The organism is Pseudomonas glycinae, assembly GCF_001594225.2.
GTDB lineage: Bacteria > Pseudomonadota > Gammaproteobacteria > Pseudomonadales > Pseudomonadaceae > Aquipseudomonas > Aquipseudomonas glycinae.
This window is the reverse complement of record NZ_CP014205.2, coordinates 1,538,095-1,553,551: the sequence shown is the minus strand read 5'-3', so window position 1 is coordinate 1,553,551 and position 15,457 is coordinate 1,538,095. Positions and strand designations below refer to the sequence as shown.

Annotated in this window: 14 protein-coding genes; 13 read left to right on the top strand and 1 reads right to left on the bottom strand. The window is 62.4% G+C overall.

Annotated features, from left to right (window positions below; all coding sequences use genetic code 11):
* Positions 1-5: 5 nt before the first annotated feature.
* From arnB to AWU82_RS06950, 10 genes are read left to right on the top strand one after another with little or no spacing between them, the layout of a single operon-like run.
* Positions 6-1,154: a UDP-4-amino-4-deoxy-L-arabinose aminotransferase gene (arnB, locus tag AWU82_RS06995; protein WP_064381531.1), complete on the top strand. Its 1,149-nt coding sequence runs from the start codon at positions 6-8 to the stop codon at positions 1,152-1,154.
* Complete coding sequence (gene arnC / locus AWU82_RS06990; protein ID WP_064381528.1) at positions 1,151-2,173, top strand: undecaprenyl-phosphate 4-deoxy-4-formamido-L-arabinose transferase; 1,023 nt, start codon at positions 1,151-1,153, stop codon at positions 2,171-2,173. The genes arnB and arnC overlap by 4 nt, the downstream gene beginning before the upstream one ends.
* Entirely contained in the window at positions 2,170-4,161 is a 1,992-nt protein-coding gene (arnA, locus tag AWU82_RS06985; RefSeq protein WP_064381527.1) for a bifunctional UDP-4-amino-4-deoxy-L-arabinose formyltransferase/UDP-glucuronic acid oxidase ArnA, read from the top strand. The genes arnC and arnA overlap by 4 nt, the downstream gene beginning before the upstream one ends.
* Positions 4,161-5,045 carry a 4-deoxy-4-formamido-L-arabinose-phosphoundecaprenol deformylase gene (gene arnD, locus AWU82_RS06980; RefSeq protein WP_064381525.1) on the top strand — a complete coding sequence of 295 codons (885 nt, stop codon included), beginning with the start codon at positions 4,161-4,163 and terminating at the stop codon, positions 5,043-5,045. The genes arnA and arnD overlap by 1 nt, the downstream gene beginning before the upstream one ends.
* Entirely contained in the window at positions 5,042-6,691 is a 1,650-nt protein-coding gene (gene arnT / locus AWU82_RS06975; RefSeq protein WP_064381523.1) for a lipid IV(A) 4-amino-4-deoxy-L-arabinosyltransferase, read from the top strand. The genes arnD and arnT overlap by 4 nt, the downstream gene beginning before the upstream one ends.
* Positions 6,688-7,032 (top strand): 4-amino-4-deoxy-L-arabinose-phosphoundecaprenol flippase subunit ArnE, encoded by a 345-nt coding sequence (gene arnE / locus AWU82_RS06970; protein WP_064381521.1) that lies wholly within the window; start codon positions 6,688-6,690, stop codon positions 7,030-7,032. Before arnT ends, arnE begins: the two co-directional genes overlap by 4 nt.
* Complete coding sequence (gene arnF / locus AWU82_RS06965) at positions 7,029-7,433, top strand: 4-amino-4-deoxy-L-arabinose-phosphoundecaprenol flippase subunit ArnF (RefSeq protein WP_064381519.1); 405 nt, start codon at positions 7,029-7,031, stop codon at positions 7,431-7,433. The genes arnE and arnF overlap by 4 nt, the downstream gene beginning before the upstream one ends.
* On the top strand, positions 7,430-8,809 hold the full coding sequence (locus AWU82_RS06960; protein ID WP_064381517.1) for a UDP-glucose dehydrogenase family protein: 1,380 nt from the start codon (positions 7,430-7,432) through the stop codon (positions 8,807-8,809). The genes arnF and AWU82_RS06960 overlap by 4 nt, the downstream gene beginning before the upstream one ends.
* Positions 8,806-10,401 (top strand): ArnT family glycosyltransferase, encoded by a 1,596-nt coding sequence (locus AWU82_RS06955; RefSeq protein ID WP_064381516.1) that lies wholly within the window; start codon positions 8,806-8,808, stop codon positions 10,399-10,401. The genes AWU82_RS06960 and AWU82_RS06955 overlap by 4 nt, the downstream gene beginning before the upstream one ends.
* A gap of 36 nt (positions 10,402-10,437) precedes the next feature.
* Positions 10,438-10,965, top strand: coding sequence for a GNAT family N-acetyltransferase (locus AWU82_RS06950; RefSeq protein WP_064381514.1), 528 nt, complete (start codon positions 10,438-10,440; stop codon positions 10,963-10,965).
* Here the strand turns inward: AWU82_RS06950 and AWU82_RS06945 are convergent.
* Complete coding sequence (locus tag AWU82_RS06945; RefSeq protein WP_064381512.1) at positions 10,949-11,914, bottom strand: LysR family transcriptional regulator; 966 nt, start codon at positions 11,912-11,914, stop codon at positions 10,949-10,951. The two genes, AWU82_RS06950 and AWU82_RS06945, sit on opposite strands and share 17 nt — an antisense overlap.
* 297 nt (positions 11,915-12,211) lie before the next feature.
* Here AWU82_RS06945 and argH point away from each other — a divergent pair, with 297 nt between their 5' ends.
* The 3 genes from argH (at position 12,212) to AWU82_RS06930 (ending at position 15,457) form a co-directional block, all read left to right on the top strand.
* Positions 12,212-13,639: an argininosuccinate lyase gene (argH, locus tag AWU82_RS06940; protein ID WP_011334264.1), complete on the top strand. Its 1,428-nt coding sequence runs from the start codon at positions 12,212-12,214 to the stop codon at positions 13,637-13,639.
* 164 nt (positions 13,640-13,803) lie between these two features.
* The gene (locus AWU82_RS06935) at positions 13,804-14,682 is read left to right on the top strand and encodes an amino acid ABC transporter permease (protein ID WP_011334265.1); all 879 of its coding nucleotides are present in this window, start codon (positions 13,804-13,806) and stop codon (positions 14,680-14,682) included.
* Positions 14,683-14,692: 10 nt separating this feature from the next.
* Positions 14,693-15,457, top strand: coding sequence for an amino acid ABC transporter ATP-binding protein (locus AWU82_RS06930; RefSeq protein ID WP_064381510.1), 765 nt, complete (start codon positions 14,693-14,695; stop codon positions 15,455-15,457).

The window sequence follows — 15,457 nt, the reverse complement described above, 5'->3', positions numbered from 1 at the left end:
TGTGCATGAGTCAGGCGTTTCTCCCCTTCTCCCGCCCCAGTATCGGTGATGAAGAAATTGCCGCCGTGGAGCAAGTCCTGCGCTCCGGCTGGATCACCACCGGGCCGAAAAACCAGGCCCTCGAAGAACAGTTTGCCCAGTACGTCGGCAGTCGTCATGCCGTGGCACTTTCCTCGGCCACCGGTGCCATGCATGTAACGTTACTGGCACTGGGAATCGGCCCCGGCGATGAAGTCATCACCCCGTCGCAGACTTGGGTGTCCACCGCCAACATGATTTCCCTGCTCGGCGCCACGCCGGTGTTCGTCGATGTCGACCGCGACACCCTGATGACCGACGCCGCGCGCATCGAAGCCGCCATCACGCCGCGCACCAAAGCAATCATTCCGGTGCATTACGCTGGCGCCGCTTTTGATCTCGACCCGCTCTACGCCCTGGCCGACAAGCACGGTATCGCCGTGATCGAAGACGCCGCCCACGCCGCCGGCACCCGCTACAAGGGTCGTCACGTCGGCTCGCAAGGCACCGCAATCTTTTCTTTCCACGCGATCAAGAACATGACCTGCGCCGAAGGCGCGATGTTCGTCACCGATGATGAAGCTTTGGCCAGCCGCGTGCGCATGCTCAAGTTTCATGGTCTGGGCGTCGATGCGTACGACCGCCTGACCCATGGCCGCAAACCCCAGGCCCAGGTGATCGAGCCTGGCTTCAAATACAACCTGGCCGACATCAACGCCGCGATTGCCCTGGTGCAGCTCGAGCGTCTGGACGCGATCAACGCCCGTCGCACCGAACTGGCCACGCAATACCTGCAAAAACTCGAAGGCCTGCCGGTGCAACCGCTGGCCGTGCCGCAATACGCCCAGCAGCACGCCTGGCATCTGTTCATCCTGCGTATCGACAGCGAACGCTGCGGCATGGACCGCGAAGCCTTCATGAAGGGTTTGCAGGAGCAAGGCATCGGCACCGGCATCCACTTCATCGCCACCCACCTGCACACCTGGTATCGCCAGCGTGATCCGCACCTGTCCCTGCCCGACACCGAGTGGAACTCGGCGCGGCTGTGCTCGATTCCCTTGTTTCCCGACATGACCGACCAGGATCTGGACCGGGTCGTCGGGGCCATTGAACACCTGATGGGGAAACGCCCGTGAGACCTTATCCGATTCATTGCGTGTCGATCGTCATCCCGGTCTACAACGAAGAAGACAGCCTGCCGGAACTGCTGCGCCGCACCCAAGCCGCCTGCCAGCAACTGCGTCATGACTACGAAATCGTGCTGGTCGACGACGGCAGCCGCGACACCTCCGCGCAACTGCTCGAAGACGCCGCGTCAGTCGAAGACAGCCCGTTCGTGGCAGTCATCCTCAACCGCAACTACGGTCAGCACGCGGCGATCATGGCCGGTTTCGAACAGTGCAAGGGCGACGTGGTGATCACCCTCGACGCCGACCTGCAGAACCCGCCGGAAGAAATCCCGCGGCTGGTGGCCGAGGCCGAAAAGGGCTTTGACGTGGTCGGCACCGTGCGCGGCAACCGTCAGGATTCGGCGCTGCGTCGCTACCCCTCGAAACTGATCAACCTCGCCGTGCAGCGCTCCACCGGCGTTGCCATGAGCGATTACGGCTGCATGCTGCGCGCGTACCGCCGCACGATCATCGACGCGATGCTCGCCTGCCGCGAACGCAGCACGTTCATTCCGATCCTCGCCAACAGCTTCGCCCGCCACACCACGGAAATCCCCGTGGCCCACGCCGAGCGCGAGCACGGTGATTCGAAGTACAGCCCGATGCGCCTGATCAACCTGATGTTCGACTTGATCACCTGCATGACCACCACGCCCCTGCGGCTGCTGAGCATCGTCGGTTTCGCCATGGCCGGGCTCGGCGTGCTGTTCGCGGCGGCGCTGATCTTCATGCGCCTGGCGTTTGGCGCCGGATGGGCCGGCGATGGCCTGTTCGTACTGTTCGCCGTGCTGTTCGTGTTCACTGGCGGCCAGTTCATCGGCATGGGCCTGCTGGGCGAATACCTGGGCCGCATGTACAGCGACGTGCGCGCCCGTCCACGCTTCTTCATTGAAAAAGTCCTGCGCGGCCATCCCGCCACGCCGGCCCCCGCCATCACCGTTGACGGCCTCACTTCCAACTCCACGTCCGATCAGGTTCTCTCATGAGCGCAAAAACCGTTGTCTTCGCTTACCACGATATTGGCTGCGCCGGCATTCAAGCCCTGCTCGACAGTGGCTATGACATTGCGGCGGTGTTTACCCATGCCGATGATCCCAAGGAGAACGCCTTCTACGCCTCGGTTGCACAACTGTGCGCCAACAAAGGCATCGCGGTTCACGCACCGGAAGACGCCAACCATCCGCTGTGGATCGAACGGATCGCCAAGCTCGACCCGGATTACATCTTCTCGTTCTACTACCGCAACCTGCTGAGCGAGCCCCTGCTGGCGCTGGCCAAAAAAGGCGCGTTCAACCTGCACGGCTCCTTGTTGCCGCGCTACCGTGGCCGCGCTCCGGCCAACTGGGTGCTGGTCAACGGCGAAACCGAAACCGGTGTCACCCTGCACCGCATGGTCAAACGCGCCGACGCCGGCGCCATCCTGGCCCAGCAACGCGTGGCCATCGAACGCAGCGACACCGCGCTGAGCTTGCACGGCAAACTGCGGATCGCCGCCAGCGACCTCCTGCGCGATGCTCTGCCAGCGATGCTTCAGGGCAGAATCACCGAGACCCCGCAAGACGAATCCAAAGCCACCGTGTTCGGTCGCCGTACCCCGGCGGACGGCAAACTGGTCTGGGCGCAACCGGCCGAAAAACTGTTCAACCTGGTGCGGGCCGTGACTCAGCCCTACCCCGGCGCCTTCTGCGCCGTGGGCGAGCACAAGCTGATCGTCTGGAGTGCCGAAGTCGTCAAGGGCAACGAAGGTCAGGCGCCGGGCCGCGTCATCAGTGTCGATCCGCTGCGCATCGCCTGCGGTGAAGACTCGCTGGTGATCAACGCCGGCCAGCGCAACGACAACGGCCTGTACCTCAGCGGCCCGCAACTGGCCAATGAACTCGGTCTGGTGGACGGTTCGCTGCTGCGCGGTGCCGAGTCCGGCCGTGGCCCGCGCCGCACACGGGTGCTGATCCTCGGCGTCAACGGTTTCATCGGCAACCATCTGTCCGAGCGCCTGCTGCGTGACGAGCGCTACGAAGTCTATGGCCTGGACATCGGTTCCGACGCCATCGACCGCCTGCGCAGCCACCCGCGTTTTCACTTCGTCGAAGGCGACATCAGCATTCACTCGGAGTGGATCGAGTACCACATCAAGAAATGCGACGTGGTGCTGCCGCTGGTGGCCATCGCCACGCCGATCGAATACACGCGCAACCCGCTGCGGGTGTTCGAGCTCGACTTCGAAGAAAACCTGAAACTGGTGCGCTACTGCGTCAAGTACAACAAGCGCGTGATCTTCCCGTCGACCTCGGAAGTCTATGGCATGTGCCAGGACAAGCACTTCGACGAAGACCGCTCGAACCTGATCGTCGGCCCGATCAACAAGCAGCGCTGGATCTACTCGGTGTCCAAGCAACTGCTGGACCGGGTGATCTGGGCCTACGGCGCCAAGGGCCTGAACTTCACCCTGTTCCGTCCCTTCAACTGGATGGGCCCTCGGCTGGATCGCCTCGATTCGGCACGTATCGGCAGCTCCCGCGCCATTACCCAGTTGATCCTCAACCTGGTGGAAGGCACGCCGATCCGTCTGTTCGACGGCGGCGAGCAGAAACGCTGCTTCACCGACATCGCCGACGGCGTCGAGGCACTGGCGCGGATCATCGATAACGACAACGACGTCTGCAACGGCCAGATCATCAACATCGGCAACCCGGACAACGAAGCGAGCATCCGCCAGTTGGGCGAAGAACTGCTGCGCCAGTTCGAGGCTCACCCGCTGCGCAGCAACTTCCCGCCGTTCGCCGGTTTCCGCGACGTGGAAAGCAAGGCGTTCTACGGCGCCGGTTACCAGGACGTCGAGCACCGCAAGCCGAGCATCGCCAATGCCAAGCGCCTGCTGGACTGGACGCCGACCGTGGAAATGCGCGAGACCATCGGCAACACGCTGGACTTTTTCCTGCGTGAGGCCATGGCCGAAATCGAGAGCAAGCGTTGATGCAGGCCGGTTTGCGCATCGATGTCGACACCTTTCGCGGCACCCGTGAAGGCGTGCCGCGTCTGCTCGACATGCTCGACGAGGCGCAGATCAAGGCGACGTTTTTCTTCAGTGTCGGCCCGGACAACATGGGCCGGCATCTGTGGCGCCTGATCCGTCCGCAGTTTCTCTGGAAGATGCTGCGCTCCAACGCCGCCGGCCTGTACGGCTGGGACATCCTGCTGGCCGGCACGGCGTGGCCGGGCAAGCCGATCGGTCGCGACCTCGGGCACCTGATGCGTCAGGCCCGGGCCGCCGGCCACGAAGTCGGTCTGCACGCATGGGATCACCACGGCTGGCAGGCCAATGCCGGGCGCTGGAGCGATGCGCAACTGATCGAGCAGATCCGTCAGGGCGTCGACACCTTGGGCGACATCCTTGGCGAAAAGGTCACCTGTTCGGCCGCCGCCGGTTGGCGCGCGGACGAGCGTGTGATCGAAGCCAAGCAGGCCTTCGGCTTTCGCTACAACAGCGATTGCCGTGGGCAGCGGGTGTTCCGTCCGTTGCTGGCCGATGGCTCAGTCGGTGCGCCGCAGATTCCGGTGGACCTGCCGACCTTCGATGAAGTGGTCGGACCGAGCGTGGCAGCGAAGGATTTCAACGCCTTCATCCTCGACCGGTTCCGCCCTGAAAACCTCAACGTCTACACCATTCACGCCGAAGTAGAAGGGATTCTGATGGCCGATGATTTTCGTCGACTGCTGGCCGAGGCACGCCAGCAAAACATTCACTTCCAACCGTTGGGCGATTTGCTGCCCGAGTTTCTCAACACCCTGCCCGTCGGCCGTGTGCAACGCGGCGCACTCGAAGGCCGCGAAGGCTGGCTGGGAGTGCAAGGCGCATGAGCAAACGCTGGGCATTGCCGCTGTTGCTGGGGATTTTTCTGCTGGCTTATCTGCTGCCGCTGGGCAGCCATGGTTTGTGGATTCCCGATGAAACCCGTTATGCGCAGATCAGCCAGGAGATGCTGCTGAGCGGCAACTGGGTGTCGCCGCATTTCATGAGCCTGCGTTACTTCGAAAAACCGGCGGCCGGTTACTGGATGATTGCCATCGGGCAGGCCGTGTTCGGGCAAAACCTGTTCGGCGTGCGGTTTGCTTCGGCTCTGAGCACCGGGTTGAGCGTGCTGCTGTGCTTCCTCATCGCCCGACGCTTGTGGAACGAGCCGCGCAAAAGCTTCATCTGCGCCCTGCTCTACATGAGTTTCGTCATCGTCGCTGGCCAGGCCGGTTACGCCAACCTCGATCCGCAATTCACCTTCTGGGTCAACCTGAGTCTGGTGGCGTTGTGGTTTGCCCTCGACAGCCGTTCCAATGGTCAGCGGGTTGCCGGCTGGGCGGTGCTGGGTCTGGCCTGCGGCATGGGCTTCATGACCAAGGGGTTTCTCGCCTGGCTGTTGCCGGTGCTGATCGCGTTGCCGTGGATGCTCTGGCAAAAGCGCTGGAAGGAATTGCTGCTGTACGGTCCGGTGGCCATCGCGGTGGCGATCATCGTCAGCCTGCCGTGGGTGTTGGCGGTTCATGGTCAGGAACCGGATTACTGGCGATTCTTCTTCTGGCACGAACACATCCGCCGCTTTGCCGGGGACGATGCGCAGCATGACGCGCCGTGGTGGTTCTATCTGCCGCTGCTGGTGGCCTTCAGTCTGCCGTGGGTCGGGATGCTGCCGGTGGCGCTGAAGCAGGCGTGGCAGACCCGCCGCGAAACCGGCATCGCGTTTCTCGGCCTGTGGCTGCTGATGCCGCTGCTGTTCTTCAGCCTGAGCAACGGCAAGCTGCCGACCTACATCCTGCCGTGCCTGCTGCCGCTGGCGTTGCTGCTGGGCCACGCGCTGGCCGATCGCTTGCGTCTGGAGCAAGGCCGGGCACTGGGCCTCAATGGTCTACTGAATCTGTTGCTGGGCATCGTCACGCTGATCGGGCTGGTTTACGTGCAGCTCAAGCGTCCGCTGTACGACCACGAATTGCACAGTCTGGTGCTGGTGTTCATCGCCCTGACCGGCTGGATCATCAGCAATCTGCTGCAGGCCTTCCGCCCATTGCAATGCTGGGCGGCGCCGGCGGTGGGCAGTCTGCTGCTGATCGCATTGCTGCCGGCGGCACTGCCCAAATCGGTGGTGGCGAACAAGATGCCCGACCAGTTCGTCCTCGCCCACCAAGCGGAACTGGCGAGCGCCACTCACCTGTTGAGCAACGACCTGGGCGCCGCGTCGGCCCTGTCCTGGCGCCTCAAACGCCCGCAGGTGGCGCTGTACAACACGATAGGCGAATTGAAATATGGCCTTGCCTATCCTGACGGCATCCAACAACGGGTCGATCCCGATCAGGTGCAGCAGTGGATGCGCCAAGCCCGCAAGACCGGTGCGGTCGGCGTGGTGATGCGGGTCAAGGGGCAAGACGAACTGGACGAACTCGACAGACTGCCCAAGGACGGCGTTCGTTATGAGCAGGGCAACCTGGTGATCATGATTCTTCCGCAGGAGGCGTCATGAGCCTGTGGTTGCTGTTGCTCGCCTGCCTGCTGACCTGCCTGGGCCAGGTCGCGCAGAAATTTGCCGTCGAGAGCTGGCGCGGCGCGAGCCTGTCGTGGTCGCGCAAATTGCGCTCGCCGTGGCTATGGCTGGCCCTGCTCGCCCTCGGCGCGGGCCTGCTGGTGTGGCTGCTGGTGTTGCAGCGCCTGCCGGTCAGCATCGCCTACCCGATGCTCAGCCTCAATTTCGTGATCATCACCCTGATCGCTCGCTTCGTATTCAGGGAGCCCGTCGACGCTCAGCACTGGTTCGGTGTGGTGCTGGTGATTGGTGGCGTGGCGCTGCTGGGGCAACAGTCATGAACCGGTGCCGTGGAATCTTCTTCGCCCTGGCCAGCGTGCTGCTGGTCAGCGGGGCGCAACTGAGCATGCGCTGGAGCATGACGCGCCTGCCCCGCCCGGATCAGTGGCTGGCCCTGCCCGGTGTCGACTCAGTCGCGCTGGTCGTGGTGCTGGCGGCGATCTTCGCCTATGCGCTGTCGATGCTCTGCTGGCTCGCTGCCCTGCGCGATCTGCCGCTGGGCCGGGCCTATTCGCTGCTGAGCATCAGCTACGCGCTGGTGTACCTGCTGGCGGCGAGCCTGCCGCTGTTCAACGAATCCTTCAGTTTCTCCAAATCACTGGGTGTGGCGCTGGTCATGCTCGGGGTCATCACCATCAACACTCGTCCGGCCCGTGCGCCCGAATTGAGGAGTTCGCCATGAAAATCACAGTGTTTGGTAGCGGTTATGTCGGCCTGGTGCAGGCCGCCGTGCTGGCCGAGGTCGGCCATGACGTGGTGTGCATGGACATCGACGAGAAAAAAGTCGAGCTGTTGCGCCAGGGTCACGTCAGCATCTTCGAGCCGGGGCTGGCCAGTCTGGTCCGCGAAGGCCTGGACGCCGGACGCCTGCAATTCACCTGCGATGAAAAACTCGCGGTGCAGCACGGCAAGGTCGCGTTCATTGCCGTCGGCACCCCGTCGAAAGAAGACGGCTCGGCCGACCTGCGTTACGTGCTGTCGGTGGGCGACGCGGTGGCCCGGCACCGTGAGCAGCCACTGATTCTGGTGGAGAAGTCCACCGTACCCGTGGGCACCGGCGATACCTTGCGCACGCACCTGGACAAAGCCCTGGTCAAGGCCGGGCGCCTGCTGCAGTTCGATATCGTGTCAAACCCGGAATTTCTCAAGGAAGGTTCGGCGGTCGCCGATTGCCGTCGGCCCGACCGGATCGTCATCGGCTGCGAACGCGAAGAAGTGCGCGACGTGATGCGTGACCTGTACTCGCCGTTCAACCGCAACCACGATCGCATCATGTTCATGGACCTGCGCAGCGCCGAACTGACCAAGTACGCCGCCAACTGCATGCTGGCGACCAAGATCAGCTTCATCAACCAGATCGCCGAACTGGCCGAACACCTGGGCGCGGACATCGAGTCGGTGCGCCAGGGCATCGGCGCCGACAGCCGTATCGGCTATCACTTCATCTACCCCGGTTGCGGTTACGGCGGCTCGTGCTTCCCCAAAGACATGCGCGCGCTGATCCATAGCGCCGAAGAAGCGCACTGCTCCAGCGATCTGCTGCAAGCGGTGGAAGCGATCAACCAGCGGCAGAAACACAAGCTGTTTGAACGCATCAACGCGTTCTACAAGGGCGAACTGCGCGGCAAGACCTTCGCCGTCTGGGGCCTGGCCTTCAAGCCGAACACCGACGACATGCGCGACGCGCCAAGCCGGGTCTTGCTCGAATCGCTGTGGGCCGCTGGCGCCAATGTTCGGGCATTCGATCCGGAAGCGATGCAGGAAACCCAGCATCTGTACCCGGACGAATCAAAACTGATGCTGATGGGCACCCCGGAATCGGTTCTCGCCGGTTCCGATGCACTGATCATCTGTACCGAATGGCAGCAGTTCAAGGCGCCGGATTTCGACCTCATCCAACAACGCCTCAAGGCCCCGGTGATCTTCGACGGTCGCAATCTGTACGACGCTGAACGCCTGGCCCGAAACGGCTTCCATTATTTCCCGATGGGCCGTGGCGAATCGCGCTCCCTGCCGATTCCTTTGCATCAGTGGCCGCACGCCTCGGACGTGGCTTGATCGGTTTAACCCCTGCCCTGCGCCGGCAGTCCCTGATCGCAGGGCTGCTGGCGTTTCTGCTGTTCATCGCCGGCGTGTACGGGCAGGCGCCCATCGGTTTTGACTCGCGCTTCGTGTTGTTCGCCCAGGAAATGCTGCGACACGGGCCCAGCGTGTTTCCCACCACTTATGGTGAGCCGTACGCCGATTATTCGGCGCTGTCGACGCTGTTCATCTGGCTGTTGTCGTTGCCGTTCGGCACGGTCAACAGCCTGACAGCGTGGCTGCCGAGCGCGGTTGCCGGCGCGGTGATCGTGACGTTGATGTATCGATTGCTCGCGCCCTCGTCCGTGCGCTGGGCGATCGTCAGCATCGCGTTGCTGATGCTCACCAGCACCTTCATCACCGAAACGCGCGCGGTGTCGCAGGACCTGATGCTCGCCGCCGTAGCGTTTTCGGTGTTCTACCTCGGCTATGCCCACGACCATTTCGCTGCCGGTCGGCGCTGGCCGCTGGTGTTCATTCTGTTGCTGCTGGGGTTCGGTATTCGCGGGCCGATCGGACTGGTGGTGCCGACCGGCATGCTGTGCAGCTACTACCTGCTGGATCGCCAATGGTCACGCCTGTTGCTCTTCGGGGTGCTGGCTTCGCTGCTGCTGGCGGCCTGCGTCGGGCTGTTGTTGTGGCTGGCGGAGGTCAGCGGCGGGCCGGCGTTTCGGCAGGACGTGATCCGCATGCAGTTCATGGGGCGCATGGACGGCAGCGAAGGCGTCAGCGGTTCGCTGTATTACTTCACCAGCTCCCTGGGCAACTACGCGCTGGCCTATCCGCTGGCACTGCTCGCGCTGGCGGCGGCATGGTTGAGCATGACCCGGCAACGCGGCCAGGCTTTGCGACTGGTGCAATACTGCGCCGCTGCAGGGTTGATCGTGATGGTCGGGCTGTCGATTCCACAGGCGAAAAAGGCCCGTTACCTGCTGCCGATGCTGCCCATGGCGGCGATCATTGCGGCGTATCCGTTTCAGGTGCTGCATGGCCGGGTGTTTGCCTGGCTGCGTGTCGGCATACAGGGGCTGTGGTTGTTGATTCCCGGATTGTTGATCGTCCTGTTATGGGTAGCGAAGCGACGGTTTCCCGAGTCGCTGACCGGCCTGACGCCGGTACTGGTCGTGCTCGGATTGCTGCAAGTGGCCGCGTTGTCACGGTTGTGGCTACCGCGCTGGCGAACCGAAGTCCTCGCGTTCAGCGCCGTGCTGGCGGTCTGGGCGGCGTACGCGCTGGTGTTCGAGCCGGTGGAGCGCCAGCTGTATGACACGCGATCCTTCAGCCAGGCCGCCATGGTGCGGATCCACGAGCAACCCGCACCGCTGGTGCTGCACGGCATGGGCAAGGACGCCAAGGCCATCAAGTTCATCGTCAACGTCGAGCAGGATCTGCAACCGCTGTTCACTGAAACCACGCAAGCGCTCGAAGCACTCAAGGGGCCGGCGTGGCTGATGATGGATCGCAGCGACTATCAAGCCCTGCAAGGCACACCGCTTGGGGCGCTGCAACCGGTGCTGAGCGGGCGTTTCGACAAAAACGATTATGTGTTGCTGTGGCTGACGCCTTAACCTGCGTGACGTGATTTCCACAGGGACCGCTGACTGATGACCTTTACCGTGCGACAGGCCCTGGCAGCCGATGCCATCGTCCTCCCCGCCATCGAGCGTTCGGCCGCCGAGTTGTTTCGCCTCGACCCGTCACTGGCCTGGCTGGCGGATGCCGACGTACCTCAGGCAACAGCGCATTTACCGGCCATCGAGCGCGGTGAAATGTGGGTCGCGCCAAACAACGACGGGCAACTTGCAGGTTTTTTAAGGGCGGTGACGGTCGACCAACAGTTGCACATTGAGGAACTGTCCGTCAGCCAACACTTTCAGGGCCGGGGCGTCGGTCGCAAGTTGCTGTTGGCGGCGATTGAACAGGCGCGTCTGTGGCAACTTCGAGCGGTGACACTCACTACCTTTCGTGATCTGCCGTGGAATGCACCGTTCTATCTACGCATGGGTTTTGCGTTATTGAACGCCAACGACATCGACGTGCGTCTGAAGCATGTATTGCGCGATGAAATCGCTCATGGATTGCCCGGCGAGCGACGTTGCGCCATGCGCCTGATGCTCACGCCGTCGCCTTGAGATCAACCCCCAGCGCCTGGGCAAACGCCTTGACCAGCGGACTGCGCACGGTGTTGTGCCGCAGGATCAGATTGAATGGCGTGTCGAAGTGAATCAGCTCCGGGCACACCGCGCGAAACTGCCCGGCGGCCACCAGCGTGGCGGCATAGTGTTGCGGTAGAAAGCCCACAAAACGCCCGGTTTTGATCAACAGTGCCACCGCTTCGACCTGGGTCGCCGAAGCGGAAAAACTGTCGTAGCGGGCGAAGTTGAGCTTATCGCGATGGATCGCATAACGGTGGTTGATGCACTCGTAGTCCTGCAGCACATTGCCGCCCATCTGCTCCGCCGGCATGTCGAACAACGGGTGGCCGACCGCGCAGTAGGCCTGCGAGCGTTCTTCATAGAGCGGGTAATAATCGAACTCTTCGCGCTTTTGATATACCGGGACTATTCCGGCAACCAAGCGCCCTTCAACTACGCCTCTTTCCACTTCATCCAGCTGGGTCGCCTGAAGTTGAAACCTTACCTTCGGTGAATGTTCATTTATCTTTCTAAGCGCGGCAACTAACGGTGAATTATCATCGCTAATCGTATTGTCGATCACCCCCACTCCGAGATCGCCGATAAGTTCGTTCTGCGCCGAACTAAGCCGGTCACGAAAGTTGTCGACCGAGGCAAATAGATCGATTGACGCCTGATACACCAGACGCCCCTCCTCGGTCAGGTGAAACCCTTCGCGCCCCCGGGTGCACAGGCGCATGCCGATGCGGATTTCCAGGTCGGAGATCTGTTTGCTGATCGCGGCCAGGCCCACATTCAGCTCGTTTTGCGCCGCGCTGAAGCCGCCGGCCTCGACCACCGCCTTGAACACCTTGAGCAGTTTGAAATCCAGTCCGCTGAGGGCCAAAGGTGCCCGGTGAGCGGTTTTGACCGGTGGGTTTCCGGAATTGGAAAGTGGGGTTTCCATAATGCTGATTTACCTCTGGCGCAATGTTCAACAATCTGTGTCCAACAACAAAAACATCGCCGGCTAATAATAATGATCACAGAAAACCAGCCTTGGCAACCGCCAGAAAATTCCGAACATCAGTGCCAACTCACTGATCGCCAAACATTAAAAGCTGACACTTCGATCAGCTCTTGTCTCTTTGCAACTGCCCTCTAGAAAACTGCTTTGGCCTGATTCCGTCTGCTCACTTTTCAGCGTGTTCGACAGGCCCGGCACACCGATTTCAGTTCGCGTTACCGACGAGGAAAACAACAAATGTCTCAAACCACCGACCGTCTCTGGGGCGCCCGTTTCAAAAGCGGCCCGTCCGCAGCCCTGGCGGCCCTGTCCCGTTGCCCCGAGCGCTATTTCCGGCTGACGCCGTACGATCTGGCCGGCTCCAAGGCCCACGCCGGGGAACTGCAACGTGCCGGTCTGCTCGACGAGCAGGAAACCCGCACGATGATCGAAGCCCTGGACGGCATCGGTGCCGATTTCGCCGCCGGGCGCATCGCCCCGACCTTGGACGATGAAGACGTTCACACCTTCATCGAGCGCCTGCTGACCGAACGCCTCGGCGCGCTGGGAGGCAAGCTCCGCGCCGGCCGCTCGCGCAACGACCAGACCGCCAACGACCTGCGCCTGTTCCTGCGTGATCACGTCCGCACCCTGGCCGTGGAAGTGCTGGCCCTGCAAACGGCGCTAGTTGATCAGGCCGAGCAGCACGTCGAAAGCATCTGCCCGGGCTTCACCCACTTGCAGCAAGCGCAACCGATCGTGTTCGCCCATCACCTGTTGGCCCACGCGCAATCGATGCTGCGTGACGTGCAGCGACTGATGGACTGGGACGCCCGCACTTCGCTGTCGCCCCTCGGTGCCGCAGCCATGGCCGGCTCCGCGATCGCTCGTCAGCCGCAGCAATCGGCCAAGGAAATGGGTTATGCCGGGGTCTGCGAAAACTCCATCGACGCTGTGGCCAGCCGCGATCACGTCGCCGAGTTCCTGTTCATCGCCAGCATGCTCGGGATCAACATCTCGCGTCTGGCCGAAGAGTTCTGCCTGTGGTCGTCGCGCCAGTTCCGCTGGGTCGATCTGGACGATGCCTACGCCACCGGCAGTTCGATCATGCCGCAGAAGAAAAACCCCGACATCGCCGAACTGGCCCGGGGCAAGGCTGGGCGTCTGATCGGCAACCTGACCGGTCTGCTCTCGACGCTCAAATCCCTGCCGCTGTCGTACAACCGCGACCTCAGCGAAGACAAGAACGGCGTGCTCGACAGCGTCGACACCCTGCTGCTGGTACTGCCAGCGATGGCCGGGATGGTCGCGACCATGACCGTCAACGTCGAGGAACTGCGCCGTCAGGCACCACTGGGTTTCACCCTCGCCACCGAAGTCGCCGACTGGCTGGCGGTGCGCGGCGTGCCGTTCAAGGAGGCCCACGAAATCACCGGCGCGCTGGTGCAGGCCTGCGAGAAACACGACCTCGAATTGTGGGAAGCCTCACCGGCATTGCTGGCCGAGATCGACCCGCGCCTCACGGCAGACGTGCGTGACAGCCTGACCCTGGAAGCCGCCATCGCGGCCCGCAGCGGCTGGGGCGGCACCGCGCCGCAACAGGTGCGCGAGCAGATCGGCCGCCTGAAAACCGCCCTCGCCGCGCAACAACAGTGGACCGAAAACTACCAGGGCTTCCGCCTTTAAGACACCACCGCGGTCCCTGTGGGAGCTGGCTTGCCAGCGATGGCGTCCAGCCAGTCGATATTGATGCTGGATGACCCAACGCAATCGCTGGCAAGTCGAGTCGTCGCACCGCAGCTCCCACAAGGGCCAGTGTTGGATTTGAAAGTACAGTTCGGAGAAACACCATGAGCCAGACTCAGGCAGAACGACTCCAGGCGGAGCGCAAACTGGCGGAAAACCAGTTCGACATTACCCAGTACCAGCATGTGCCACGGCGTTATTACGGGCGGATTTTCTTCGCCACCGTGATCGTCATCGCGATCATCGGTCTGGTGCGGGCCTTCGCCGAAGGCAAGATCGAATGGTCGTACATCGGCCAGTTCCTCACCTCCGAAGCGATCATGTGGGGCCTGTTCAACACGATCATCATGGCCGTGCTGGCCATGGCGCTGGGCATCGTGTTCGGGGTGATCACGGCAATCATGCGCATGTCGGCCAACCCGATCCTGCGCTACGTGGCAGTGACCTACACCTGGCTGTTTCGCGGTACGCCGCTGATTCTGCAACTGCTGTTGTGGTTCAACCTGGCGCTGATCTTCCCCACCATCGGCATTCCCGGTCTGTTCGAACTCGACACCGTGAGCCTGATGACGCCGTTCGTGGCCGCCCTGCTCGGCTTGAGCATCAACCAGGGCGCCTACACCGCTGAAGTGGTGCGCGCCGGCCTGCTGTCGGTGGACACCGGCCAGTACGAAGCGGCCAAGTCGATCGGCATGCCGCGCCTGCAAGCGCTGCGCCGGATCATCCTGCCCCAGGCCATGCGGATCATCATTCCGCCGGTCGGCAACGAATTCATCGGCATGGTGAAAATGACCTCGCTGGCGAGCGTCATCCAGTACTCGGAACTGCTCTACAACGCCCAGAACATCTACTACGCCAACGCCCGGGTCATGGAGCTGCTGATCGTCGCCGGTATCTGGTACCTGGCCACCGTCACCGTCCTGTCCTTTGGTCAAAGCCGTCTGGAGCGTCGTTTCGCTCGCGGCGCCGGCAAGCGTTCTTGAGGAATACGTCATGAGAAGCATCGTCAAGGCCGTGAGCCTGAACAAATATTACGACCAGTACCACGCGCTCAAGGACATCAACATCGAGGTCGAGCAAGGCGAAGTGCTGTGCATCATCGGTCCGTCCGGCTCGGGCAAGAGCACCCTGCTGCGCTGCGTCAACCAGCTGGAAAAGATCGACAAGGGCGGCCTCTGGGTCGACGGCGAACTGGTCGGCTACCGCGTGGTCGGGCACAAGCTGCACGAACTCAACGAGTCACAGATCGCCCGCCAGCGCCTGGCCACCGGCATGGTGTTCCAGCGTTTCAACCTGTTCCCGCACATGACCGTGCTGCAAAACATCATCGAAGGCCCGTGCCAGGTGCTCAAGCGTTCGCCCAAGGAGGCGCACGAAGAAGCCCTGGAACTGCTGGCCCGGGTCGGCCTGGCTGACAAGCGCGACAGTTACCCGATCGAACTGTCGGGCGGTCAGCAGCAACGGGTAGCCATTGCCCGCGCCCTGGCCATGCGCCCCAAGCTGATGCTGTTCGATGAACCCACTTCGGCACTCGACCCGGAACTGGTCGGTGAGGTGCTGTCGGTGATGCGCGATCTGGCGCAGACCGGCATGACCATGATCGTCGTCACCCATGAACTGGGCTTCGCCCGGGAGGTTTCCAACCGCATGGTGTTCATGGACGGCGGGCAGATCGTGGAGGCTGGAAGCCCCGAAGAAATACTAATAAGTCCGCAAAACCCGCGCACCCAAAGCTTCATTTCTGCCGTTCGAACCTGA